At 61.3% G+C, this 23,493-nt stretch carries 23 protein-coding genes and 1 other RNA gene; 16 read left to right on the plus strand and 8 right to left on the minus strand.

All coding sequences use genetic code 11. The annotated features are described in order from the left end of the window. The first annotated feature begins 145 nt into the window (after window positions 1-145). Window positions 146-523 carry a DoxX family membrane protein gene (locus FHT75_RS19930; RefSeq protein ID WP_028755532.1) on the plus strand — a complete coding sequence of 126 codons (378 nt, stop codon included), beginning with the start codon at window positions 146-148 and terminating at the stop codon, window positions 521-523. Window positions 524-527: 4 nt separating this feature from the next. Here FHT75_RS19930 and FHT75_RS19935 read toward each other — a convergent pair whose 3' ends face one another. The 3 genes from FHT75_RS19935 to FHT75_RS19945 form a co-directional block, all read right to left on the minus strand. Beyond that, on the minus strand, window positions 528-2,642 hold the full coding sequence (locus FHT75_RS19935; protein ID WP_063475350.1) for a mechanosensitive ion channel family protein: 2,115 nt from the start codon (window positions 2,640-2,642) through the stop codon (window positions 528-530). Window positions 2,643-2,847: 205 nt separating this feature from the next. Then, window positions 2,848-3,879 (minus strand): phosphogluconate dehydrogenase (NAD(+)-dependent, decarboxylating), encoded by a 1,032-nt coding sequence (gnd, locus tag FHT75_RS19940; protein WP_063475349.1) that lies wholly within the window; start codon window positions 3,877-3,879, stop codon window positions 2,848-2,850. 134 nt (window positions 3,880-4,013) lie between these two features. Continuing rightward, on the minus strand, window positions 4,014-4,496 hold the full coding sequence (locus tag FHT75_RS19945) for an SRPBCC domain-containing protein (RefSeq protein WP_063475348.1): 483 nt from the start codon (window positions 4,494-4,496) through the stop codon (window positions 4,014-4,016). A gap of 69 nt (window positions 4,497-4,565) precedes the next feature. On the opposite strand from FHT75_RS19945, the gene FHT75_RS19950 reads away from it, so the two are divergent. The 3 genes from FHT75_RS19950 (at window position 4,566) to FHT75_RS19960 (ending at window position 6,593) form a co-directional block, all read left to right on the plus strand. Then, window positions 4,566-4,898, plus strand: a complete 333-nt coding sequence (locus FHT75_RS19950) for an ArsR/SmtB family transcription factor (protein WP_063475347.1) — start codon at window positions 4,566-4,568, stop codon at window positions 4,896-4,898. Window positions 4,899-4,974: 76 nt separating this feature from the next. Beyond that, window positions 4,975-5,511, plus strand: a complete 537-nt coding sequence (locus tag FHT75_RS19955; RefSeq protein ID WP_063475346.1) for a helix-turn-helix transcriptional regulator — start codon at window positions 4,975-4,977, stop codon at window positions 5,509-5,511. A 98-nt stretch (window positions 5,512-5,609) separates the two neighbouring features. Continuing rightward, window positions 5,610-6,593, plus strand: coding sequence for an NAD-dependent epimerase/dehydratase family protein (locus FHT75_RS19960; RefSeq protein ID WP_063475345.1), 984 nt, complete (start codon window positions 5,610-5,612; stop codon window positions 6,591-6,593). A 427-nt stretch (window positions 6,594-7,020) separates the two neighbouring features. Here the strand turns inward: FHT75_RS19960 and ssrS are convergent. The 3 genes from ssrS to FHT75_RS19975 all read right to left on the minus strand — a co-directional run bounded on the left by ssrS (window position 7,021) and on the right by FHT75_RS19975 (window position 8,027). Then, window positions 7,021-7,179, minus strand: a non-coding RNA gene (gene ssrS / locus FHT75_RS19965) — 6S RNA. A gap of 69 nt (window positions 7,180-7,248) precedes the next feature. After that, window positions 7,249-7,626: a cell division protein ZapA gene (locus FHT75_RS19970; protein ID WP_028755524.1), complete on the minus strand. Its 378-nt coding sequence runs from the start codon at window positions 7,624-7,626 to the stop codon at window positions 7,249-7,251. Window positions 7,627-7,751: 125 nt separating this feature from the next. Further along, the gene (locus FHT75_RS19975; protein ID WP_012758879.1) at window positions 7,752-8,027 is read right to left on the minus strand and encodes a DUF4164 domain-containing protein; all 276 of its coding nucleotides are present in this window, start codon (window positions 8,025-8,027) and stop codon (window positions 7,752-7,754) included. Window positions 8,028-8,360: 333 nt separating this feature from the next. Here FHT75_RS19975 and tkt point away from each other — a divergent pair, with 333 nt between their 5' ends. The 8 genes from tkt (at window position 8,361) to FHT75_RS20015 (ending at window position 18,186) form a co-directional block, all read left to right on the plus strand. Next, the gene (gene tkt / locus FHT75_RS19980) at window positions 8,361-10,334 is read left to right on the plus strand and encodes a transketolase (RefSeq protein ID WP_028755523.1); all 1,974 of its coding nucleotides are present in this window, start codon (window positions 8,361-8,363) and stop codon (window positions 10,332-10,334) included. A gap of 82 nt (window positions 10,335-10,416) precedes the next feature. Then, window positions 10,417-11,427, plus strand: coding sequence for a type I glyceraldehyde-3-phosphate dehydrogenase (gene gap / locus FHT75_RS19985; RefSeq protein WP_028755522.1), 1,011 nt, complete (start codon window positions 10,417-10,419; stop codon window positions 11,425-11,427). A gap of 228 nt (window positions 11,428-11,655) precedes the next feature. Beyond that, window positions 11,656-11,970, plus strand: a complete 315-nt coding sequence (locus FHT75_RS19990; protein ID WP_028755521.1) for a hypothetical protein — start codon at window positions 11,656-11,658, stop codon at window positions 11,968-11,970. Between the two features lie 90 nt (window positions 11,971-12,060). Beyond that, entirely contained in the window at window positions 12,061-12,240 is a 180-nt protein-coding gene (locus FHT75_RS19995) for a hypothetical protein (protein ID WP_028755520.1), read from the plus strand. A gap of 493 nt (window positions 12,241-12,733) precedes the next feature. Then, window positions 12,734-14,608: a potassium/proton antiporter gene (locus FHT75_RS20000; RefSeq protein ID WP_028755519.1), complete on the plus strand. Its 1,875-nt coding sequence runs from the start codon at window positions 12,734-12,736 to the stop codon at window positions 14,606-14,608. 69 nt (window positions 14,609-14,677) lie between these two features. Then, a complete protein-coding gene (locus tag FHT75_RS20005) occupies window positions 14,678-15,877 on the plus strand; it encodes a phosphoglycerate kinase (protein ID WP_028755518.1) in 1,200 nt (399 codons plus the stop codon). A gap of 224 nt (window positions 15,878-16,101) precedes the next feature. After that, entirely contained in the window at window positions 16,102-17,127 is a 1,026-nt protein-coding gene (locus FHT75_RS20010; protein ID WP_028755517.1) for a class I fructose-bisphosphate aldolase, read from the plus strand. A gap of 135 nt (window positions 17,128-17,262) precedes the next feature. Beyond that, window positions 17,263-18,186 (plus strand): PhzF family phenazine biosynthesis protein, encoded by a 924-nt coding sequence (locus FHT75_RS20015; RefSeq protein WP_028755516.1) that lies wholly within the window; start codon window positions 17,263-17,265, stop codon window positions 18,184-18,186. 37 nt (window positions 18,187-18,223) lie between these two features. Here the strand turns inward: FHT75_RS20015 and FHT75_RS20020 are convergent, their stop codons facing one another. Further along, window positions 18,224-18,388 (minus strand): hypothetical protein, encoded by a 165-nt coding sequence (locus FHT75_RS20020; protein WP_088930352.1) that lies wholly within the window; start codon window positions 18,386-18,388, stop codon window positions 18,224-18,226. 173 nt (window positions 18,389-18,561) lie between these two features. Here FHT75_RS20020 and FHT75_RS20025 point away from each other — a divergent pair, with 173 nt between their 5' ends. From FHT75_RS20025 to FHT75_RS20035, 3 genes are all read left to right on the plus strand, one after another. Next, window positions 18,562-19,860, plus strand: coding sequence for an MFS transporter (locus tag FHT75_RS20025; RefSeq protein ID WP_028755515.1), 1,299 nt, complete (start codon window positions 18,562-18,564; stop codon window positions 19,858-19,860). A 76-nt stretch (window positions 19,861-19,936) separates the two neighbouring features. Continuing rightward, window positions 19,937-20,128, plus strand: coding sequence for a DUF1192 domain-containing protein (locus tag FHT75_RS20030; protein WP_028755514.1), 192 nt, complete (start codon window positions 19,937-19,939; stop codon window positions 20,126-20,128). A 388-nt stretch (window positions 20,129-20,516) separates the two neighbouring features. Further along, complete coding sequence (locus FHT75_RS20035; RefSeq protein WP_028755513.1) at window positions 20,517-21,032, plus strand: DUF1465 family protein; 516 nt, start codon at window positions 20,517-20,519, stop codon at window positions 21,030-21,032. Window positions 21,033-21,240: 208 nt separating this feature from the next. Here the strand turns inward: FHT75_RS20035 and rpmE are convergent, their stop codons facing one another. Then, on the minus strand, window positions 21,241-21,462 hold the full coding sequence (gene rpmE, locus FHT75_RS20040; RefSeq protein WP_028755512.1) for a 50S ribosomal protein L31: 222 nt from the start codon (window positions 21,460-21,462) through the stop codon (window positions 21,241-21,243). Between the two features lie 193 nt (window positions 21,463-21,655). On the opposite strand from rpmE, the gene FHT75_RS20045 reads away from it, so the two are divergent. Beyond that, window positions 21,656-23,458, plus strand: a complete 1,803-nt coding sequence (locus FHT75_RS20045) for an ABC transporter transmembrane domain-containing protein (protein WP_097630733.1) — start codon at window positions 21,656-21,658, stop codon at window positions 23,456-23,458. Window positions 23,459-23,493 lie beyond the last annotated feature (35 nt).

A 23,493-nucleotide genomic window follows, 5' to 3' on the forward strand; every position in this document is an offset into this window, starting at 1 on the left:
GCTACCCCGCCCCGCCCTTTGCGCCTCAATCATCCTCAATTGGGGCGAATTTGCGCAGGCCGGCGTCGCGGCACATTGCATTTTCGTAAGCTTCGAAAGAACTTGGCCCTACGATGGGATTTGAGATCCGGGAGAACGGTTCGATATGCAGGATAGTCCGGCCCTCATGATGCTTGTCCTCGGACGCCTATTGCTGGGCGGCCTCTATGTCGCGGGCGGGATTCATCATTTTTTCGTCATCGTGCCGTTGACCGCGGCAATCGAAGCCCGCGGCGTTCCCTTTGCAAAATGGGTACTGCTCTCGGGCAGCCTGTTCCAGATCGCGGCCGGCCTCCTGCTGATGCTGGGACTTTTCGTCGCGGCGGCGGCATTCGGCCTCATCGTCTTCACCCTTGCCGCCACCATCATGCTGCTGAATTTCTGGGACATGCAGGGTACGGCGCGCGACAGCGCGATCAATACCTGGAAAACCAACATGGCGATCATCGGTGGCCTGCTGATTGCAGCCGCCGGGGCGATGTGAGGGTTTACGCCGCCGGCTCGCTGCCCGCCCGTGCATGCGCGGCGTAGCGCGCCACGGCGGCATCAACCTCCGCGTCGCGATCGCCCGCCACCTGCACGGTCGGCACTGCGAATTCGATGTCGTTTTCCTTGAAGGCATTGCGGATCATCGCCAGCGCATTGCGGCGGATGACGAATTGCTCGCCAGGTTTCGTCATCATCGACAGCCGGATTTCGATTGCGAATTCGCCGAATTGTTCGACACCTTTCATCTTCAGCGTCTCGATGATGTGCGGACCAAATTCCGGATTTTCGAGCAGCGTCTGGCCGATCTGCTTGATCACCTTCTTCGCCTTGACGAGATCGGTGTCGTATTTGACGTTGAGGCTGATCTTGTCGATCGTCCAGTCGCGGTTGAGGTTCTTGACCGCCCCGAGTTCGCCGAACGGCACCGTCGTCAGCGGGCCGCGATGGTGCCTGAGCTTCACCGAACGCAGGCTGAAGGCCTCGACCACGCCCTTGTGGCTGCCGCTCTCGATATATTCGCCGATACGGAAGGCATCGTCCCAGAGATAGAACATGCCGCTGATGACGTCCTTGACGATCGTCTGGGCGCCGAAGCCGACAGCGACGCCGACCACACCGGCGCCGGCGATCAGCGGCCCGATCTCGATACCGAGGCCCGACAGCACCATCAGCACGGCGATGACGGCGATCACCACGGCAAGGATATTGCGGAAGATTGGCAACAGCGTATGTATCCGCGCGCGTTTGGCCTTCTCCTCATCCGTTGTTCCGCCATCCACGGATGAATCGAGCAGCTTGCCGTTGATATAGGCCTTGATGACATGCCAGAGCAGGTCGGCGGCCAACAGGATGACGATGCCGCCGATGACGCCGCGCGCGATCTTGTCGACCATCGTGTCGCCCGCGGCCATCGTATCGGCGCCGACGCCGAGCATATGGCCAAGCCAGATGGCGGCAACGGCAATGATCAATGCCCGCACGCCCCGGTCGAGCAGCACCGTCGCAATCCGGCGCGTGGCCAAGAAGCTCGCTTCGGTCTGCTGCAGCGATCTCACCGCAAGCGTCGAAACGGCGAGTACGCGCGGCAGCAGCAGCACATAGATGCCGAGCCAAAGCAGCCAGTTGAAGCCCGCAACCCAGATGCTCCACAGCAACAGGAAATAGACGGTGAGCGCCCAGGAGGTCCCGTGATCGCGCTTCTCGTCCTTGTGCGGCCGTGACCAGACCGCCTCGATCGCGATCAGCAACAGGCCGATGCCGAGGATATAGCCGACGAGAAGCCGGGCGCTCGAGGTATAGCCAAGCGGTTCCATCGACTGGATCGCCGCCCAGCCGAAGATGAAATAGATGACGAAGGTCGCACAGCGGCGATACCAGAAGAGCGCGACGTCACGTCCCGGCATGATCGGACCGGTGATACCCTGCCGTTCTTCGTCGGCCCGCGCCAGCCCGATGAGATCGACCAGCACGCCGCCGAGGCAGATCGTAAAGCGCTGGACGATGAGCGCGACGACGCAGACGATCGCGATGCTTTGGCTGAACGGCGGCCAGCTGAGGCTGAGAAGCGTGAGCATGGTCGCCGCCGCGAAGATCAGCGCCGGGATGACGCGCGGCGCCAGATGCATGCCCTCCATCTCAATCAGCCGGCGGCGACGGCGGCGGAAGGCATAACGGGCAATGCTTTCGACGATCGCGCCGAGCAGGAAAATCGCCAGGAATTGCGCCACCATCCGCGGCCAGCCGGTGACGGCGATTTCACCGAAGAACAGTGAGGAGGCATTGCCGACCTGCGAGGGCAGCGTCATCGCCGCATCGGAGACCATCGAGACATGCCGGCGGGCATGCTGCAGCAGACCTGACAGAACCGACATCTGGTTTTCAGACGCTGCGTTGGCCGCAGGCGTCGCGGCCATCTGCGTCGACATCCACTGCTTGACCTCGGGCGTCTGCATGAGCTCCATCATCTCACGCACCTGCGCCGGCGGGGTGGCCGCGGCAGGCACTTGCGCCGGCGGCGTCTGGGAAAAGCCAGGCGAAACCGCCGAAAAAAGCGCAAGCAATGCCAATATGCCGAATAGGACGGCCTTCAAGCCCCCTGCCATGCCACGCTTCATGACCGCCTCCGATGAAAAGTCGGCCGCCTGGATGAAGCAGCCCCAACATTTTGCAATGGATACCCGTGACCGTTGCCGCCAGCAAGCAGTAGGAAAACCATACCGATGGCTAGGAGATACCGACATCGCCGCCCTCGAACGAAGCGCCGCGCTCGCTATGTCAGGATGACGGCTTTGTCGGAACGGCGAGTGAAACCGCCGGCCTTCAGGATTTCGGGACCGGTTTTTCCACGTGGCCGCCGAAGCCCGCGCGCATCGCCGACAGCACCTTGTTGGCGAATTCGTCATTGTCGCGCGAGGAGAAGCGGCCATAGAGCGCCGCACTCAGCACCGGCGTCGGCACGCTTTCGTCGATTGCCGCCATGATCGTCCAGCGGCCTTCGCCGCTGTCGGAAACGCGGCCTGCATATTTCGATAGTGCCGGATCGGCATGCAGCGCATCGGCCGTGAGATCGAGCAGCCAGGAAGTGATGACGCTGCCGCGGCGCCAGACTTCGGCAACATCCTGCAGGTTCAGATCGTACTGGAAGTGCTCCGGATGGGCGAGCGGGGCGGTTTCCGCATCGACCTCGTGCGAGGCAGCGCCGATATTGGCGTGCTTCAGGATATTGAGGCCTTCGGCATAGGCGGCCATCAGACCGTATTCGATGCCGTTATGCACCATCTTGACGAAATGGCCGGCGCCATGTGGGCCGCAATGCAGGTAACCCTGTTCGGCGGTGCTGGCCGCCGCCGCTTTGGCGCTCCGGTTCGGCGAGGCTTCCGTCGTGCCGGGGCCGGGCGCCAATGTCGCGAAGATTGGGGAAAGATGCTGGACGATGCCTTTCTCGCCGCCGATCATCAAGCAATAGCCGCGCTCGAGGCCGAAGACGCCGCCGCTGGTGCCGACATCGACATAATGAATGCCCTTGGTGATGAGTTCGGCGCCGCGGCGGATATCGTCGTGGTAATAAGAGTTGCCGCCGTCGATGACGATATCGCCGTTCTCAAGCAGCGGCACCAGGCTCGCCAGCACCTTGTCGACGATCGCCGCCGGCAGCATCAGCCAGATCGCCCGCGGATGGGTGAGCTTCGAGACGAATTCCTCGAGAGAACCACTGCCGGTCGCACCGAGGCCCGTGAGATCGGCGACGCTTTCCGGCCTGGCGTCGTAAACGACGCATTCGTGACCGCCTCGCATCAAGCGCTGGACCATATAATTGCCCATGCGGCCCAAACCAACCATGCCAAGCTGCATATGAATCTCCTGGAAACCGAAATGAAGTATCGAATCCGGAAATTAGCACCCGCAGTGTGACAGGCAAGCGAAGTCTCGGTGATATTGGCGGATGCGACGATTGCGCCGCCGATCTCCTGCAAACCAATGCTTCGTCAAGCGTCAGATGCGCTGGCCGGCTCACCCTTCATTTCGCTGAGGAACATGCCCTCGCGCAGGTTGATGCCATATTCGACGAAGGCCTTCATGCAGCAAAGCATCTGCGTCCAGCCTTCGCAGTTGAGATAGGTGCCGCGCCGGCCGGCATCGTCTTCGCGCCAGCCGGTCTCGGCGATGGTCACCAGCGTGCCGCCATCCTCCAGCGGCTTGAAGTTCATCTCCACCAGCGTCTTGTATCTTGCCTCATCTTCGCCGGTGCCGCCGTCCCATCGCAGCACGATACGGCTTTCCGGCACGAGTTCGATCACTTCGACTGGCGCATCCTTCCACCAAGTCACCGTCGTGCCCTGGACGAGCGGCGCGCTCGCCCCGCCGATCGTGGTGAAATAGCTGTTGAGTTTCTTCGGGTTGACGACGGCGTCGAATACCTCCGCCACGGGGCGGCCGATACGGCCGGAAATGCGGATTCCGAGAGACATGGCACTTCTCCTCTTCTCCATTGTGCTTGTTCCATTGTACTTGGCTTCATTATGTTATAAAAATATAACATGTCAAGCGAATCAACCGACGACCCTGTTTTCAAAGCGCTGGCGCATCATCGCCGCCGCGAAATCCTCGATCTGCTCAAGAATGGCCCCCGCACCACGGGAACTCTCTGCGAGATGTTTCCTCAGATGGACCGCTGCACGGTGATGCAGCATCTGAAAGTGCTGGAGGAGGCAGACCTGGTCATCGCCAGGAAGGAGGGCCGCGAACGCTGGAACCACTTAAACAGCCTGCCGATCAAGCACATCTACGACCGCTGGATCAGCGCCTATGCCGGCCATGCGCTCTCTATACTCGACCGGCTGAGAAGCGATCTCGAAGGCCAGCCCGAATAAAATGCCGACTGTCCAACCGCCTTGTCGCCCGGCCCGCCACAGCCCTATGCTGGCGGCAAAGCATGGGACAGGACAGATGATGATAACAGGGGCCGGCATACGCCGCATGCGGCTGTTGCGCAGCATGAAGCAGGAACATCTCGCCGAACTCCTCGGCGTCAACCAGGCGACGGTCTCACGCTGGGAGCGCGATCAGCTCGCCCTCTCATCCGAACAGGCCGTCAAGCTGGAACGGATTTTCGCTGCGCCTCGACATGCGGCAGTCGATGCGGCGCTGAAGCGGCTGGTCGAGGATTCCGTTCGCCCAGTGCATCTGATCTGCGACCGCACCCACCGGCTGCTATCAGCCTCCCGCCCGCGGCAGGCGGAATGGCGGGCGCCGCTCGCTGCCTTTCTCGGCCGTTCTCTGTTCTCTTACGCTTCCGCCGAAATCACCGCGGCCGAGCAGTCGCTGGAGGAGCGCGGCTGGCATGCAGGCAGGCTCTCGTCGCTGATTCTCGAGACCGGCGCCAACGGCAATGCGCAGCTGCCCATTGCGGCCGGGCACGTGAGCTGGGAAAGGATCATGCTTTCCGATGGCAGCGCCGGCCGCCTTGTCACGACCATCGGCTGAGCCTGCAGCTTTCCTGCATTCCCATGCATAATTTATGCGTTGTCCGGAAACCTCGGTCTTTATAGCGTCGGCCGCCGAAACGCTCAGGAGACGATGTGATGACGATACTGGTGACGGGAAGTGCCGGCCATCTCGGCGAGGCGCTGATGCGCACTTTGAGGGCGCAAAGCCGCTGGGTGCGCGGCATCGATATCAAGCCCTCGGCTTTCACCGATATGGTCGGCTCGATCGGTGATCGCGCCTTCGTCCGGCAGGTAATGTCTGGTATCAGCCAAGTCATCCATGCCGCAACATTGCACAAGCCGCATGTGGCGACCCACGACAATCGCGATTTCCTCGACATCAATATCGCCGGGACGCTGAACCTGCTCGAAGAAGCCGTCGCCGCAGACGTCGCAAGCTTCGTCTTCACCAGCACCACCAGCACATTCGGCGCGGCATTGACGCCGGCTGCCGGCGAACCGGCGGCATGGGTGACGGAGGACGTGCTTCCGGTCGCAAAAAACATCTACGGCGTCACCAAACTCGCCGCCGAAGGCGTGTGCGAACTCTTCGCCCGCAAATCCGGCCTGCCGGTTGTCATTCTCAGGACATCGCGTTTCTTTCCCGAAAACGACGACGATGCTGATATTCGCAACGGCTATTCGCCGGAGAATGCCCAGGCCAACGAGCTTCTTCATCGCCGCGTCGATATCAGCGATGTGGCCGGCGCCCATCTACTGGCGCTCGAAAAAGCTCCGGCCATCGGCTTCGGCCGCTACATCATCTCCGCCACAACGCCGTTTTCATCAGGCGATCTCGCCGAGATCAGACGCGATGCGCCTGATGTCGTCGAACGCCTGTTTCCGGGTGCGAGCGCCCTCTATGCATCACGCGGCTGGAAGATGTTTCCGGCGCTTGACCGTGTCTATGTCAACGCGCGCGCAAAGCGGGAACTCGGCTGGCAGCCGCGATATGATTTCCGTTTCGTGTTGGATTGCCTACGCGAGAATAGGGAATGGCGAAGCCCTTTGGCGCTAGATGTCGGCTCGAAAGGCTACCATGACCAGACCTTTGTCGAAGGGCCTTATCCGGTCCGATAGAACCACGATCTGGAATACGGATAGGCGAAAGCCCGGCATCCTCGCGGCATGGCCTTTTCGCCGAAAAGCGTCATCCAGATATTATGATCCCGTCATAGACCGTCTGACGGGGATATGGGGCGACGAAATCCAAGGCGTGTTCTGCCATCGGGAAATCGAATCCAAGGCGGGGTGTCATTTGAAGCGGTGTCCAGCCTGCGGGCTGAGCCCGTTTTGAGAGCGCTTTTGACCGAGAGGGTATCTCCATGAAGAATGTCAGACCATAGCATCGCGGCTGTTTGCCGCGGCTCTCGCGGCATCCGCCACCATTCCGGCCGTCGCAATGGCCGAAAATTCCGCTGTCGGCGGCGGCCTCACCTTCGTCAACAAGGGCCTGGTCGGCGTTCGCCCGCCGGATGCGACGTCCCTGCCGACGATGAAAGGGAAGGTGCGATCCACGACCACCGATGGATGTTTACGATCCTGGGTGCCTACAAACGTAGGTGGGCGCCGTGTGTCCAGGCCCACGGGCCTGGCCAGGGACAGCTCCCTTTGGATCGAGTATGGCCCCAGGGATTGTGGTTCCTGTCGAGAGGCGCAGACCGCATCGCGATATATAAGGACGTTTGCGCTGCCGCGCCAGTGGCGGTGGCAGACCGTCCTGATTTAATTGAGATCAGTTCAGGTCCGGGGCGGAGCGGCCGTTCAGCTTGTCGGTGATGCCACGGATGCGGCTCGAAACCTCACTGAGTGCTGCCGCAAGGTTTTCTTCGGTGCGCGCGGTGGCCGCAAGCACCGTGTCGCGGTTGCCGCGCAGCGACTCGAGTTCGGATTCCAGCCCGGCGACGCGGCGCGTCAGCTCGGCAATCTCGTCCATGACCATGATGCCGGCCATGACCGTGATCCTCAGATCGCCGATTTCACCGAACTGTCCCTTGAGGTGGCCGACATAGCCGTCGAAACGGGTGGCGAGATCGGACAGGTGCTCCTCCTGCCCCTCCTCGCAGGCCATGCGATAGGCCTTGCCGTCGATCGTTACCGTCACCTGCGCCATACCAAACTCTTTCTATAAGAGCATGATGCCGAAAAGTGTGAGCGGTTTTCGGACGACATCATGCTCTAACTTTTTAAATTAGAACAGGATTCAGATTTTGGGCCACAGCCCAAAATCATCCTGTTCTAGCGATCCAGAACCGCGCGGATCGTTTCCATGGCCGTCACCAGCCGCCGGGATACCTCGCGATTGACCTCTTCCAGCCGGTTGGCGCGGAATTCGGCCTGATCGAGCTCCTGCGCCAGCCGGGAGCGGTCGGCGTGCACGCGTCGTACCTCGCCCTCGATCTCACCCTGCTCGCGCTGCCGCTCGACGCGCATGTCGACGGCGTTTTCGAGGCTCGAAATCGCCTGTCTCAATTCGTTGAGCGCTGCTTCCATGGTTTTGCCTGTGGGCATCATGTCTTTCCGATTCCCGCACAGAATCCGCGAATCGGCACGCCGCGCCGATCCTGTGATTTCAAAAGGATATGCCGCTCGCAAACGGCCCGTCAATAAATCCTGTCACTTGCCCACCGGCCTATCCTGTGGATGAGCACTTTACACGTGCTCGCCGCAGCAGATTCGTCATTTGTATAATCGCGCGATCAAATGTCAAAAATCGCCGCTGTCCGCCCGGATTTAGCCTGCCATTTATTGACTTGCCCGTTCCAACTGCTATGTCTCTGCCGCTTTCACACGATGGTCTTGGAGGCTCGAGGCCATCCCCCGACACCCGGAACTTGCGGAAAAGCCATGACCTCTCCCGAACAACACGACCGGATGGCGAATGCGATCCGTTTTCTCGCCATGGACGCCGTCGAAAAGGCGAACTCCGGCCACCCGGGCATGCCGATGGGCATGGCTGACGTGGCAACGGTCCTGTTCACCAAATATCTGCGCTTCGATCCAAAGAAGCCGCACTGGCCGAACCGCGATCGCTTCGTGCTATCGGCCGGCCATGGCTCGATGCTGCTCTATTCGCTGCTGTATCTGACCGGCTATCCCGACATGACGGTCGAAGATCTGAAGCAGTTCCGTCAGATCGGTTCGAAGACCGCCGGCCATCCGGAATATGGTCACGCGACCGGCATCGAAACGACGACCGGCCCGCTCGGTCAGGGCATTGCCAATGCCGTCGGCATGGCGATTGCCGAGCGCAAGCTGCGCGAGGAGTTCGGCTCCGACCTGCAGGACCACTACACTTATGTCATCAATGGCGACGGCTGCCTGATGGAAGGCATAAGCCATGAGGCGATCGCGCTTGCCGGCCACTTGAAGCTGAACAAGCTGATCCTCTTCTGGGACAACAATTCGATCACCATCGACGGTGCCGTTTCGCTGTCGGACTCCACCGACCAGATCGCTCGCTTCAAGGCCGTTCACTGGAACACCATCGAGATCGACGGTCACGATCAGGCCGCCATCGCCGAGGCGATCGAAGCCGCCCACAAGTCCGACCGCCCGACCTTCATCGCCTGCAAGACGATCATCGGCTTTGGCGCCCCAAACAAGCAGGGCACCCACAAGGTACACGGCAACCCGCTCGGTGCCGAGGAAATCGCCGCCACCCGCAAGGCGCTGAACTGGGATTACGAGCCCTTCGTCATCCCCTCCGACGTCCTGGACGCATGGCGCGCAGCTGGCACTCGCTCTGACAATATCGTCAAGGCCTGGGAGGAAACTCTCGCCAACGCCGCCGCCAAGGCCGAATTCACGCGCCGCATGGCAGGCGAACTGCCGGAAGGCTTCGACGCCGCGATCAGCGCATACAAGAAGAAGGTCGCCGAAACCAAGCCGACGGTTGCGACCCGCAAGGCTTCGGAAGATGCACTCGAGGTCATCAACGGCTTCCTGCCGGAAACGCTCGGCGGCTCCGCCGACCTGACACCCTCGAACAACACCAAGACTAGCCAGATGCACTCGATCACACCGACGGATTTCGCCGGCCGTTACGTGCATTGGGGCATCCGCGAGCACGGCATGGCCTCTGCCATGAACGGCATTGCGCTGCATGGCGGTCTCATTCCCTATAGCGGCGGCTTTCTGATCTTCTCGGATTATTGCCGCCCGCCGATCCGCCTGGCGGCGCTGATGGGCATTCGCGTCATTCACGTCCTGACGCATGACTCGATCGGCGTCGGCGAAGACGGCCCGACGCATCAGCCGGTCGAACAACTCGCCGGTCTGCGCGCCATCCCGAATCTGATGGTCTTCCGGCCTGCCGACGCCACGGAAACAGCGGAATGCTGGCAGATCGCCATCAAGACGCACAACCGTCCTTCGGGCCTTGCTCTGACGCGCCAGAACCTGCTCGCCGCCCGTACCGAATACAGCGAAAAGAACCTCTGCGAACAGGGCGCCTATACGCTGGCCGGCAATGCCGACGCCAAGGTGACGATCTTCGCCTCCGGCTCGGAAGTCGAAATCGCCGTTGCTGCTCGTACGGCGCTTGAAGCCAAGGGCGTGACCGTCCGTGTCGTATCGGTTCCCTGCACGGAACTGTTCTTCGAGCAGCCGGACGCCTACCGCAAGGAAGTCCTCGGCAATTCGCCGGTCAAGATCGCTGTTGAAGCCGCGGTTCGCGAAGGCTGGGATGCGTTCATCGGACCGGAAGGCACTTTCATCGGTATGAAGAGCTTCGGCGCTTCCGGCCCGGTGAAGGACGTCTACAAGCATTTCGGCATCACCGCCGACGCCGTCGTTGCGGCCGCCGAAGCAAAGCTTTAATGAGGGCGCCTTGAGGCGCTCTCCATCTCCTCAATTCCAGGCCCTGCCTTATCGGGCCCTACTCTATCGGGAGTGAATGCACATGACAGTCAAGGTTGCCATCAACGGTTTCGGCCGCATCGGCCGTAACGTCCTTCGCGCCATCGTCGAATCCGGCCGCACCGACATCGAAGTCGTTGCCATCAACGATCTCGGCCCGGTCGAAACCAACGCCCACCTGCTGCGCTACGACTCGATCCACGGCCGCTTCCCGGCGACGGTGAAGGTCGAGGGTGACATGATCATCGTCGGCAACGGCAAGCCGATCAAGGTCACGGCGATCAAGGATCCGGCAACGCTCCCGCACCGCGAACTCGGCGTCGACATCGCGATGGAATGCACCGGCATCTTCACCGCCCGCGACAAGGCCGCAGCTCATCTGACGGCCGGCGCCAAGCGCGTCATCGTCTCGGCTCCTGCCGATGGCGCCGACCTGACGGTCGTCTTCGGCGTCAACCATGACCAGCTCACCAAGGAGCACCTGGTCATCTCCAACGCGTCATGCACCACCAACTGCCTGGTGCCGGTCGTGAAGGTTCTCGACGACGCCGTCGGCATCGACCACGGCTTCATGACCACCATCCACTCCTACACCGGCGATCAGCCGACGCTCGACACGATGCACAAGGACCTGTATCGCGCCCGCGCGGCCGCCCTTTCTATGATCCCGACCTCGACGGGTGCAGCCAAGGCCGTCGGCCTCGTTCTGCCGCATCTGAAGGGCAAGCTCGACGGCACTTCGATCCGCGTTCCGACCCCGAACGTTTCCGTCGTCGACTTCAAGTTCGTCGCCAAGAAGGCGACCAGCGTCGGCGAAATCAACGAAGCCATCAAGGCTGCTGCAGACGGCAAGCTGAAGGGCATCCTCGGCTACACCGACGAGCCGCTCGTCTCCCGTGACTTCAACCACGACAGCCACTCCTCGATCTTCGCAACCGATCAGACCAAGGTCATGGAAGGCAACTTCGTGCGCGTCCTGTCCTGGTACGACAATGAGTGGGGCTTCTCCAGCCGCATGTCCGATACGGCCGTCGCCTTCGCCAAGCTCATCTAAGAGCCTGACGATTGACTATTGTAAGCGGCCCGGGAAACCGGGCCGTTTTTTGCTATACATGCTCACGCCGCATCATTTCCCATTTCCAGCACCGGATCTGGTAGGATGAGCGGCCTTGGGCATTCGATATGCACAGGCCGTCAGTACCGGCTCGGTTCCCAAGCCGGCACGGCGTCATCCATAACCCCTGCAGCCGCATCGTCGTCTCGGGGAGATAAAGAGAGATGAATGGATTACTTTACCGTTGAAATCGCCGGCCGTGCCGTTGCCAGTTTCCGCTCGGAAAACAGTGAGGAAGCGACGCATTTCTTCGAGGCGGAAGACTTTCGCGACGACCTGACCATCCTGGAATCCGAAGGCAAGCCTCTTTGGGACCGCAAAGCGGCCCTGAGCTTGCGCAAGGCGACAGCCGAGGAAGCAAGCGAGGTCGAGCACGCCTATGAATTCGACGACGATCCTGAACGGACGATCGAGGACGAGTTCGTCGTATTCCTGGTCCCGGTCGCGGATCTGACCGACGAGGGCGAGGACACAGAAGACTGAGCGAGTTGGCAATCCGCTGGCTTGGCGTGCTAGATTGAGGAAATGCGTAGCGCTGCACAATGGCTAGAATGAGCCAAGTGGAGGTGATCAATGGCAGAAGCACAAAAACGCTTGTCCCACACCAGCCTCAAACGGCGGCAGCGGTTTCACCCCAAGCGGGACGTCAGGCCTGCCGTGCTGGCAAAGGCCAATCGTCTGGTCATCTGGGTTGCCGCGTTCATTGGCCTCTCGTTTCTCGCCATCGTCATACTTCAGGCAACGTTGGGATAGCAGAGCAAGAGCCGGCGCTTCTGGCACGAAACGACAGCCGGCTGCTCTCGCTGGGCGGCCGGCATTTCCACCCGATATCGAAAAATCTCCGCGTTCAATTTCCCCGCTCTCCGCATTCGCGCCTGCAATCCATTCTTCCCGTCATTGGACAGCGCAAACGGGCCGCGTGAAAGGAGGGAGCGTGTCTTATCCTGTTGCCATTCGCAGATGCCGGCAGGAAAAATCCGTGCCCGGCTCTTTTGCCCTGCTCTCGCCTGATTTTCCTATACATTCTTTATAGAGAGTTTCTCCCGTAGCATTCCGTATCGGTTGGCCGTCCGGCAACCGTTCAGCAGCATGATGCAGCATCGCGACGAGGTTAAGCCGCAAGGCCTACCCTTCTCTGGCGTTTTGCCGTTTACTGATGGATCGCCGCGCGTGTGGAGGGGTTGAAACGGGACGGATCGGTCCGGGGTGGCCGTATTCGCGAAGCAGTCGATGGAAAGGGGTGGGCATGGAAGCGTTCTATATCGTGGTGCTGGTCTCGACGGCGCTCGTGCTTCTTGCCGCCTTTTCCAGCCTGCTCGCCTTCCGCTTCGGCGCGCCCCTGCTGCTGCTCTTCCTGATGATCGGCCTTGCCGCCGGCGTTGACGGCCTCGGCATCGAGTTCAGCAACAATTATCTCGCCTATATTCTCGGCTCCATCGCGCTGGCCGTCATCCTTTTCGATTCCGGCTTCGGCACGCCGATGCAGGCCTTCCGGCTGGCGGCCGTGCCCTCGCTGGCGCTCGCCTCGGTCGGCGTGCTGATCACCGCCTCGCTCTTTGCCTTTGCCGCCATGTGGCTTTTGAACTTCACCTGGCTGGAAGGTCTGCTGCTCGGCTCGATCGTCGCATCGACGGATGCCGCCGCCGTCTTCTTCCTGCTGCGCATCGGCGGCATCAACATCCGCGACAAGGTGCGCTCGACGCTGGAAGTCGAATCCGGCACCAATGACCCGATGGCGATCTTCCTCACCATCGCCCTCGTCGAGGTGCTGGCGAGCGGCGAGCGTTACGCCGGCATCAATATCGGCATGCTCGCCATGTTCGTGCAGCAGATGGGCCTCGGCGTCATCCTCGGCCTACTCGGCGGCATGATGATCGTGCTGATCGTCAGCAAGCTCGATACCGATCGTGGCCTGACGCCGATCTTCGTGCTGGCGCTCGCCCTTCTCGTCTTCTCCTTCACCGGCGCGGTCGGCGGCAGCGGCTTCCTCGCCGTCTACGTCGCCGGCATTTATGCCGGAAACCGCAAGATGCAGGCGATCGGCACCATCAAGCGCTTCCAGGACGGCATGACCTGGCTGGCGCAGATCATCATGTTCCTGGTCCTCGGCCTGCTCGCCACGCCATCGCAATTTCCGGTCATCATCGTGCCGGCCATCCTGCTCGCCCTCTTCCTGATCTTCGTCGCCCGGCCATTGGCGGTCTGGCTGTCGCTGCTTCCCTTCGATTACACGCAGCAGGAAATCGGTTTCGTCGCGTGGGTCGGCCTGCGCGGCGCCGTTTCCATCCTGCTCGCCATCATGCCGATCCTCGGCGGGCTCCCGAATGGCCAGATCTATTTCAATACCGCCTTCATCATCGTACTGGTCTCGCTGCTCCTCCAGGGCTGGACGATCAAGCCCGTCGCCAAGAAGCTCGGTCTGATCATTCCGCCGCGCATCGGCGCCGTCGACAAGGTCGAGGTCGACCTGCCGGGGGCTGCCAACCACGAACTGCTCTCCTACCGCGTCATCAAGGATAGTCCGGTGCTGCGGGGCGAGCGTATTCCGCGCTGGGCGACACCCTCGCTCGTCATCCGCGACGGCAAGTCGATGCGTTATCAATATGCCGGGCGGCTGCGCGAGAACGATCTCGTCTATCTCTTCATCGTGCCGAGCTATTCCCGCCTGCTCGACCGGCTCTTCGCCAGCCGTGCGCCTGTCGATGACGACGATGCCGAATTCTTCGGAGCCTTCGCGCTCTCCCCCGCCCGCCCCGCCGCCGATCTCGACGCCGCCTATGGACCCGGCCTGCTCAACGAATCCGAAAAGGGCCTGACGATCGCCGAATTGATGCGGCAGCGCCTGGGCGGCAAGGCCGATTATGCCGACCGCGTCCGCCTCGGCTCGATCATCCTCATCGTCCGCGATCTCGACGAGCACGACCACATCACCTCCGTCGGCATGTCGCTCGAAGCCGTCGAGCCGGCGATCACGCTGCCGATCTTCATCAACCTCAAGGACATCATCCAGCGCATCCGCGACCGGTTGAACGGGCGCCGGAACCGCGAAACCAAGGCTGCCGAAAGCGCGCCGAAAACGGCGGCCGGACGCGACGAAGGCACACGCGAAAACGGCCGTTGAACGCCTTGCGTCTCGAATGATCCTTGCTATGGTCGGCGCAACTTCCGCCAACCAAGACTGGATCTGCCCATGCCTTCTTTCAAGACCCTTGACGACCTCACCGACATCCGCGGCAAGCGCGTTCTCGTCCGCGTCGACCTCAATGTTCCGGTCAAGGACGGCAAGGTCACCGATACGACGCGCATCGAGCGCGTGGCGCCGACGATCCTCGAACTGTCTGAGAAGGGCGCCAAGGTGATCCTGCTGGCCCATTTCGGCCGGCCGAAGGATGGCCCTTCGCCTGATCTCTCGCTGTCGCTGATCGCCCCTTCGGTCGAGGAAGTGCTGGATCATGCCGTGCTGACGGCCTCCGACTGCATCGGCGAGGCCGCCGCCTCCGCCGTCGCCGCGATGAATGACGGCGATATCCTGCTTCTGGAAAACACCCGCTTCCACAAGGGCGAAGAAAAGAACGACGCCGACTTCACCAAGGCGCTTGCCGCCAATGGCGATATCTATGTCAACGACGCCTTTTCCGCCGCCCACCGCGCCCATGCCTCGACCGAGGGCCTTGCTCACCACCTGCCGGCCTATGCCGGCCGCACCATGCAGGCCGAGTTGGAGGCGCTGGAAAAAGGCCTCGGCGATCCCGCTCGTCCTGTTGTCGCGATCGTCGGCGGCGCCAAGGTCTCGACCAAGATCGACCTCCTGATGAACCTCGTGAAGAAGGTCGATGCGCTCGTCATCGGCGGCGGCATGGCCAATACCTTCATCGCCGCCCGCGGCACCAATGTCGGCAAGTCGCTCTGCGAACATGATCTCGCCGAAACCGCCAAGCAGATCATGATCGAGGCGGCGACCGCCGGCTGCGCCATCATCCTGCCGGAGGATGGCGTGATCGCCCGCGAGTTCAAGGCAGGTGCTGCCAACGAGACGGTCGATATCAACGCTATTCCCGCCGATGCCATGGTGCTCGATGTCGGCAAAAAATCCGTCGAGGCCATCAACGCCTGGATCGAGCGCGCTGCAACCCTGGTCTGGAACGGCCCGCTCGGCGCCTTCGAGATCGAACCCTTCGATGCCGCAACCGTTGCTGCCGCGAAATACGCCGCGGGGCGCACCGCCGCCGGCAAGCTCACCTCGGTTGCCGGCGGCGGCGACACCGTCTCAGCCCTGAACCATGCCGGCGTTGCCGACGACTTCACCTATGTCTCGACCGCCGGCGGCGCCTTCCTCGAATGGATGGAAGGCAAAGAGCTTCCCGGCGTCGCCGTCCTCAACGGCAGATAATCGCAAAACCTGATTTGACAGGTTTTACATGTGGATAGACCGTGGAGGCCAAGCGCTTTCCGCGGTCTTTTGCTCAGCGCGCGGAAAAAATCCCAGATTTTCAAACGATTGAATTGATTTCAATCGTTTCAATGACTTAGCCTTCCATTTTCCTCTCTATAAACTTCTGTTATCGCCGTCCTATATTCTTAATCGCCGATGTTTAATGCTGTGGAGAGAACGAGATGAGCGAACGACTGGAAGACATTGCAGTGCAGATGGTTACGGGCGGCCGGGGACTGCTCGCAGCTGATGAATCGACCTCCACCATCAAGAAGCGTTTCGACACGATCAATCTCGAATCGACCGAAACGAGCCGTCGCGACTACCGGGAGATGCTCTTCCGCTCCGACGAGGCGATGAAGAAATATATCTCCGGCGTCATCCTTTACGAAGAGACGCTCTTCCAAAAGGCCGCGGACGGCACGCCTTTCGTCGATATCATCCGCGCTGCCGGTTCCATTCCCGGCATCAAGGTCGATACCGGCGCCAAGCCGATGGCCAAGTATCCTGGCGAAACCATCACCGAAGGCCTAGACGGTCTCGGCGAGCGCCTTGCCCGGTATTATGAAGCCGGTGCCCGCTTCGCCAAATGGCGCGGCGTCATCGCCATCTCATCGACGCTGCCGACCCGCGGTTCCGTCCGCGCCAACGCTCAGGCGCTTGCTCGTTATGCCGCACTCTGCCAGGAGGCCAGGATCGTCCCGATCGTCGAGCCGGAATGCCTGATGGACGGCAAGCCGGGCGACCACACTATCGACCGCTGCGCCGAAGTGACCGAATCCACGCTGCGCATCGTTTTCGAGGAACTGGCCGATGCCCGCGTCAGCCTCGAAGGCATGATCCTGAAGCCGAACATGGTGATCGACGGTAAGAATGCCCGCAAAGCCTCGGTCGCGGAAGTCGCCGAACGTACCGTGCAGGTGCTGAAGCGCACGGTTCCGTCAGCGGTTCCCGGCATTGCCTTCCTCTCCGGCGGCCAGTCGACCGAAGAGGCGAGTGCGCATCTTTCCGCCATCAATGCCACAGCCGACCTGCCCTGGTTCGTTACCTTCTCCTACGGCCGCGCCCTGCAGGACAGCGCGCTCAAGGCCTGGAACGGCAAACAGGAAAACGTCGCCGCCGGCCAGCGCGAGTTCACCCACCGCGCCGAGATGAACAGCCTCGCCGCCAAGGGCAGCTGGAAGAAAGACCTGGAAAAGGCAGCCTGATTTTTCAAGCTTGAGATTTGGGCAGGGAGCGGCAAACACAGCTTCCTGCCCTCTCATTGTCACGGCGACAAGAAACCGCTTCGTTCCTTGAAAAACCGTGATTATTCATAGCGGCCTGCCACAACGGGAGCCGCCATGAACACCCTCTCCTACGTCACTGTCGATGTCTTCACCTCCACCCGTTTCGAGGGTAACCCGCTTGCCGTCATTTCCGATGCGCGCGGTCTCAGCGATGCGGCGATGCAGAAGATCGCCACCGAGTTCAACTATTCCGAAGTCACCTTCGTGCTGCCGCCGGAAGACCCGCAAAACTCCGCTCATGTGCGCATCTTCACCCCGACGATGGAAATACCCTTCGCCGGCCATCCGAATGTCGGCACCGCCTATGTGCTCGGCCAGCAGGCGAAGATCTTCGGCAAGCCGGTCGGCGATACGCTGCGCTTCGAGGAAAAGGCCGGCATCGTCGAGGTCAGCCTGAAACGCAGCGGCGGAAAGGTTGTTGCTGCCGCCATCCGCGCACCGCAATCGCTGACGATCGGCGATACCATTGCCGCAGAAACCATTGCGCGCTGCGTCTCGATCGATCCCAGTGTCATCGTCAGCACCACCCATGCCCCGGTCTTTGCGTCCGTCGGGTTGAACTTCGCCGTCTCAGAGCTGAACGGGCTCGAAGCACTGGCCGCTGCCCGTCCGGACCTTGCCGGTTTCCAGGGGGCGGCTGGCCGCCAGGCGACGAACGGCCACGATTTCTCGCTCTTTCTTTATGTCAGAACATCCGATGATCCCTGGCATATCCGCGCTCGCATGTTCGCGCCCCTCGACAACGTGCCCGAGGATCCGGCGACGGGCAGCGCTTCCGCCGCCCTTGGCGCCTATCTCGTCTCGCTTGCGCCAGATCGCGATATGAATGTCCGCATCACCATCGAGCAAGGTGTCGAAATGGGCCGCCGCAGCATCATCGCCCTCGATGTGGTGAAATCAGGCGGCATCGTCACCGATGTCGTCATCTCGGGAAGCTGCGTTCCCGTCATGCGCGGAGAAATCGGCTTGCAAGACTGACGGTCGCAGATCGCGCCGTACCCCAGGTAACCAGGGATTACATCAGGAAGTCGCGCGAAAGCAGTGCCAATGCCCAGACGGCAAAAGCAATCAGCGCGATCTTCCAGAAATCCATCCGTCGCCTCAGGCCGGGAAGCCCGAGCGGCTTGATCAGCTGTATCGCCATGGCAAGGATGAGCAGCAAGGCTATCAGCTTTGTCATGCTTTATTTTTTCCGTTTTTCGGAATGTCACAGGACGGACATTTTTCCGCGCGAACAAGAGAATCTCGACACGCCGTAAAGACATTCCGGGGCACAATCAATCATCTTGAGGCTGGGCTGACGCCGCTCCTGCCTTATGTCCATGCAAATCGCTTAAGACCGAGTCTGGGGAAATGAAGAGAAATCTGCTGTCCGTCGCTGCGCTGCTCTTTGGCACGCTCTTCCTTTTCATGGGCAATGGCCTGCAGGGCATCCTGCTTCCCGTGCGCGGCAATCTCGAAGGTTATGCCACGACGACGCTTGGTCTGCTCGGTACGTCATGGGCTGGGGGCTTTGTCATCGGCTGCCTGGTGGCGCCGAAATTGGTGCGCCGCGTCGGTCATGTGCGCGCCTTTTCCGGCTTCATCTCGATCATCGCCATCATCGCGCTGGTCAGCGGCATCATCATCGATCCGATCTGGTGGGTGATCCTGCGCGCCGTCACCGGCTTCTCCACCGCCGGCACCTCGATGATCATCGAAAGCTGGCTGAACGAGCGCGCCAGCAACGAGAGCCGCGGTGCGATCTTCTCGCTCTATATCGGCATCACATTGCTCGGCGTCGTCGGCGGCCAGATGATGATCCCGCTCGAGGATGTGCGCACGCCTGTCTTGTTCATGATCTGCGGTATCTTCTATTGCATCGCCATGCTGCCGACGACGCTATCGACGGCCGCTTCGCCGCAGCCGTTGAAGGCGGTCCGCCTCGATCTGCCGGCCCTCTATCGCAACTCGCCGGTCTCCTGCCTCGGCATCCTGCTCGTCGGCATCGCCAACGGTGCCTACGGCACGCTCGCTCCTGTATTCGGCGCCGGCGCCGGCCTCTCCGACACCAGCATCGCCATCATGATGAGCTCCACCATCTTCGCTGGCGCCATGATGCAGCTGCCGGCCGGCCGGCTTTCCGACCGTATCGACCGGCGCTACGTGCTCGCCGCCATGTCCGGGATCGCCGCCGTTGCCGGCCTGCTGATCTTTTTTCTCCACCCGACATCCGCCGGCTTGCTGATCGGGCTCGTTGTCCTTTACGGCGCGGTGGCCAATACGCTCTATCCGATCGCCGTCGCCCATGCGAACGACTTCGCGGCGTCGGAGGACTTCGTCAAGGTCTCTGGCGGCCTGCTGCTGCTCTACGGCATCGGCACGGTGATCGGCCCGACGATCGGCGGCCCCGTCATGTCGGTGATCACCCCGCATGCGCTTTTCCTTGTCACCGCCATCGCTCACGTGCTGATCACCGTTTATGCCATCATCAGGAGCCGTATCCGCGCCGCCGTCCCCGTCAGCGACCGCGACGCCTATACGACGATCCCGACCGGCACCTCGCCGATGCTGACACCACAGAGCATGTCGCTTGCCGATCGCGGCGCCGGCAAGGCTGCCGACACCGGAAAGTCTCCCGAAAGCGGCGATCCTGCTGTAAAGTTCGGTTAGAGCAGTTCCAGCAAAAGTGCGCAGCGGTTTTGCGTCCGGAATTGCTTTGACAGAACAGCAAAACGGAGGACGAACCATGAGCTTCATCGATGACGACCGGCCGCAGAAGAAACTCGCCCATGAGATCGGCGCCGATCTCTCCATGCTTTCGGTGGACGAGTTGAAGGCGCGGGTGGAATTGTTGAAGACGGAGATCGCTCGTCTCGAAGCCGAAGCCGCGCGCAAGGCTTCCGGGCGGCAGGCGGCGGAAAGCTTCTTCCGCTCGTGATCCGGTAAACCCCGAAAAACAAGGCTATAGGCGGATAAATGAGCCTGCCTCAAGTCTTACTTCGGTACAGTGTTAATAAAATATTAAGCTTTATAAGGTATTACTATATTCATCCGGATTTTCTCTGGATCTCAGACAGTTTTCCAAGCGGTGAATTGGTCTGATTTTTCTCCCTGTTTTACCTTGAGAGCCGCTTTTGCGGCTCTTCTTTTTCCTATGCCGGCGCGTTTCCACGAAACTGTGGAGATTAACCCTTTCTTAAGAAACGGCTTGCGCATTTGGGCTAATGATACCATCTTAAAGTCATAAAGACCGGGCCTGGAAACTTTTCCGTCGGTGTCGGCGTTACCTGAATATAAAGTAGCTGCGTGCAACAGGGACTATTGCGATGTCGGAAGTTGGATTGAACACGATCAGTTTTGCGGGCCGCGCCGCTGCATCCTCGCAGTTCAAGGCACTTTATGCGGAAGGCATGTCGCTAGTCGAAGAGACCGCCGCCTATCTCGACGGCCAGGGCCGCGCAGCCTCCAAGGTTCTGCCGCGGATGGCCTCGGTTCTTTACGCCGCGGAATCGATGCGTCTCACCACCCGCCTGATGCAGATGGCCTCCTGGCTGCTGTTGCAGCGCGCCGTCAACAATGGCGAAATGTCCCGTGACCAAGTGCTGGCCGAAAAGAACAAGGTCCGCCTCGACGGCTTCAACGTCGACCGCACAGCACCCGGCTGGGGCGACCTGCCGGAATCCTTCCGCGATCTCGTCGAGCGCTCACTGCGTTTGCAGAACCGCATTGCTCTGCTCGACCGCGAGATCTACCGCCCATCCGAAGCCGTGATCGTTCATGACAACCAGAACAGCGTCCAGGCTCAGCTTTCCCTGCTGCAGACCGCCTTCGGCAACAACTGAACGGATCTGCGAGAATTCGATAGAGACCGGCTGCGTCCTGCGCGGCCGGTTTTTTGTTGTCGTCGAACGCCGGCATGCCGACTGCATAATTCAAACTGTTCCAGCGCCGTTTGCGCGTCTGGCAAGACGCGCGGCGCTGTAAGCCACTGCACACGCAAAGAAGCCCGGTGAAACCGGGCTCTCTTCGAATTCCGTCGGGCAGAAGCGATTAGAGGCCGAGGCCGCCGAAACGCTTGTTGAACTTGGAGACGCGGCCACCGCGGTCCATGAGCTGCTGGCTGCCGCCGGTCCAGGCCGGATGCGACTTGGAATCGATTTCAAGGTTCATGACAGCGCCTTCCGAACCCCAGGTCGAGCGGGTTTCGTATTCGGTGCCATCGGTCATGACCACCTTGATCATGTGATATTCGGGATGGATGCCTGCCTTCATAACAATCTTCCTGCGATACCGGAGTTCAATTTGCCGCATGCAGTTGCGGCCAACGAACCGATTGAATAAATGAAGCCGCAGTCGTGATGGCTACGGCTTCCCATTAGGATGCGGTGCCTATACATGAAGGACGCCTAGATAACAAGAGCCAACAGGCCGCATTGCGCGGGTCCTGCGGGCGATCGGAGACGATTTGGCAGAGCAGGCACGGGCTGAAGAAAACAAAAGTCGGTCGCTGCGACCGCTCGGCAGGCTGACGCCCTATGTCATGCGTTATCGCGCCATGGTGGCCGGCGCGCTGATGTCGCTGGCGCTTGCCGCCGTCACCTCGCTGGCGCTGCCGCTTGCCGTGCGCCGCATGATCGATCACGGCTTCACTCATTCCGACGGCCGTTTCATCAACAGCTACTTCGCCATGCTGATGGTCATGGCCATCGTCCTCGCGGTCGCGAGCGCGCTGCGCTATTATTTCGTCATCACCATCGGCGAGCGCATCGTCGCCGATCTACGCCGCGATGTCTTCTCCCATGTGACGAGGCTGTCGCCCTCGTTCTTCGATGTCAACCAGTCCGGCGAGATCGTCTCGCGCCTGACTGCCGATACGACTCAGATCAAGTCCGCCGTCGGCGCCACCGCTTCGGTGGCGCTCAGAAACCTCATCCTCTGTATCGGCGCCATGGGCATGATGATCGTCACCTCGCCGAAGCTTTCGAGCCTCGTCATCGGAGCGATCCCGCTGATCGTCTTCCCGCTCGTCGCCTTCGGCCGCTCGGTGCGCAAGCGCTCGCGCGCCGCCCAGGATACGCTCGCCGACGCCTCCGCCTTCGCCAACGAGACGATCGCCGCGACCCGCACCGTCCAGGCCTTCAACGGCGAGGATGCCGCAGCGACGCGTTACGGCACCGCCGTCGAATCCGCCTATGACGCCGCCCGGGCAGCCATCCGCTCGCGCGCGCTGCTGACGGGGATCGCCATTACGCTGATCTTCGGCAGCGTCGTCGCCGTGCTCTGGGTCGGAGCCCATAGCGTTCTTGCCGGCACCCTTTCTGCCGGCACGCTCGGCCAGTTTCTGCTCTATGCCGTCATCTCCGCCGGTTCGCTGGGCGCGCTGTCGGAGGTCTGGGGCGAACTCTCGCAGGCAGCCGGCGCTGCCGACCGGCTGACCGAACTTCTCGACGAGGTTTCGCCGATTGCCGCCCCCGCCAGTCCGCAGCCGCTTCCGTCCCCTGGCCGCGGCCGCGTCGAATTCGCAGACGTGCATTTCGCCTATCCCTCACGCCCCGGCAAATCGGCGCTGCATGGCTTAAACTTCGCCATCACGCCGGGCGAGACCGTTGCCATCGTCGGCCCTTCCGGTGCCGGCAAGAGCACCGTCTTTTCGCTGCTGCTGCGCTTCTACGATCCGCAGCAGGGCAGCGTGAAGATCGACGGGGTCGACGCCCAGCTGACCACGCCCGACGAGCTGCGTCAGCGCATCGCCATCGTGCCGCAGGACGTCACCATCTTTGCCGCCTCGATCCATGACAACATCGCCTTCGGCCGTCCCGGCGCCTCGCGTGACGAGGTCCGCGCCGCAGCCCTTGCCGCCCAGGCTGACGAATTCATCGCCCGATTGGATAGGGGCTACGAGACGGAAGTCGGCGAACGCGGCATCACGCTCTCCGGCGGCCAGCGCCAGCGCATCGCCATTGCCCGCGCCATCCTGAAGAACGCGCCCGTGCTGCTGCTCGACGAAGCGACCTCCGCCCTCGACGCCGAAAGCGAGACGCTGGTGCAGAAAGCCCTCGACGGCCTTGTCGACGGCCGCACGACGCTGGTCATCGCCCATCGCCTGGCAACGGTTCTGAAAGCCGATCGCATCCTGGTCATGGATCAGGGCCGCGTCGTCGAGGAGGGCACGCATAAGAGCCTGATCGGCCATGGCGGTATCTATGCGCGGCTGGCACGGCTGCAATTCGACGCCGCCAACGAGGATGTACTCGCCGCCGCCAAATAGCCGGCGCGCATCTCTCCAGCCAAAAGCGACTAAAG

The organism is Rhizobium sp. BK112, assembly GCF_014193215.1.
Lineage (GTDB): Bacteria > Pseudomonadota > Alphaproteobacteria > Rhizobiales > Rhizobiaceae > Rhizobium > Rhizobium anhuiense.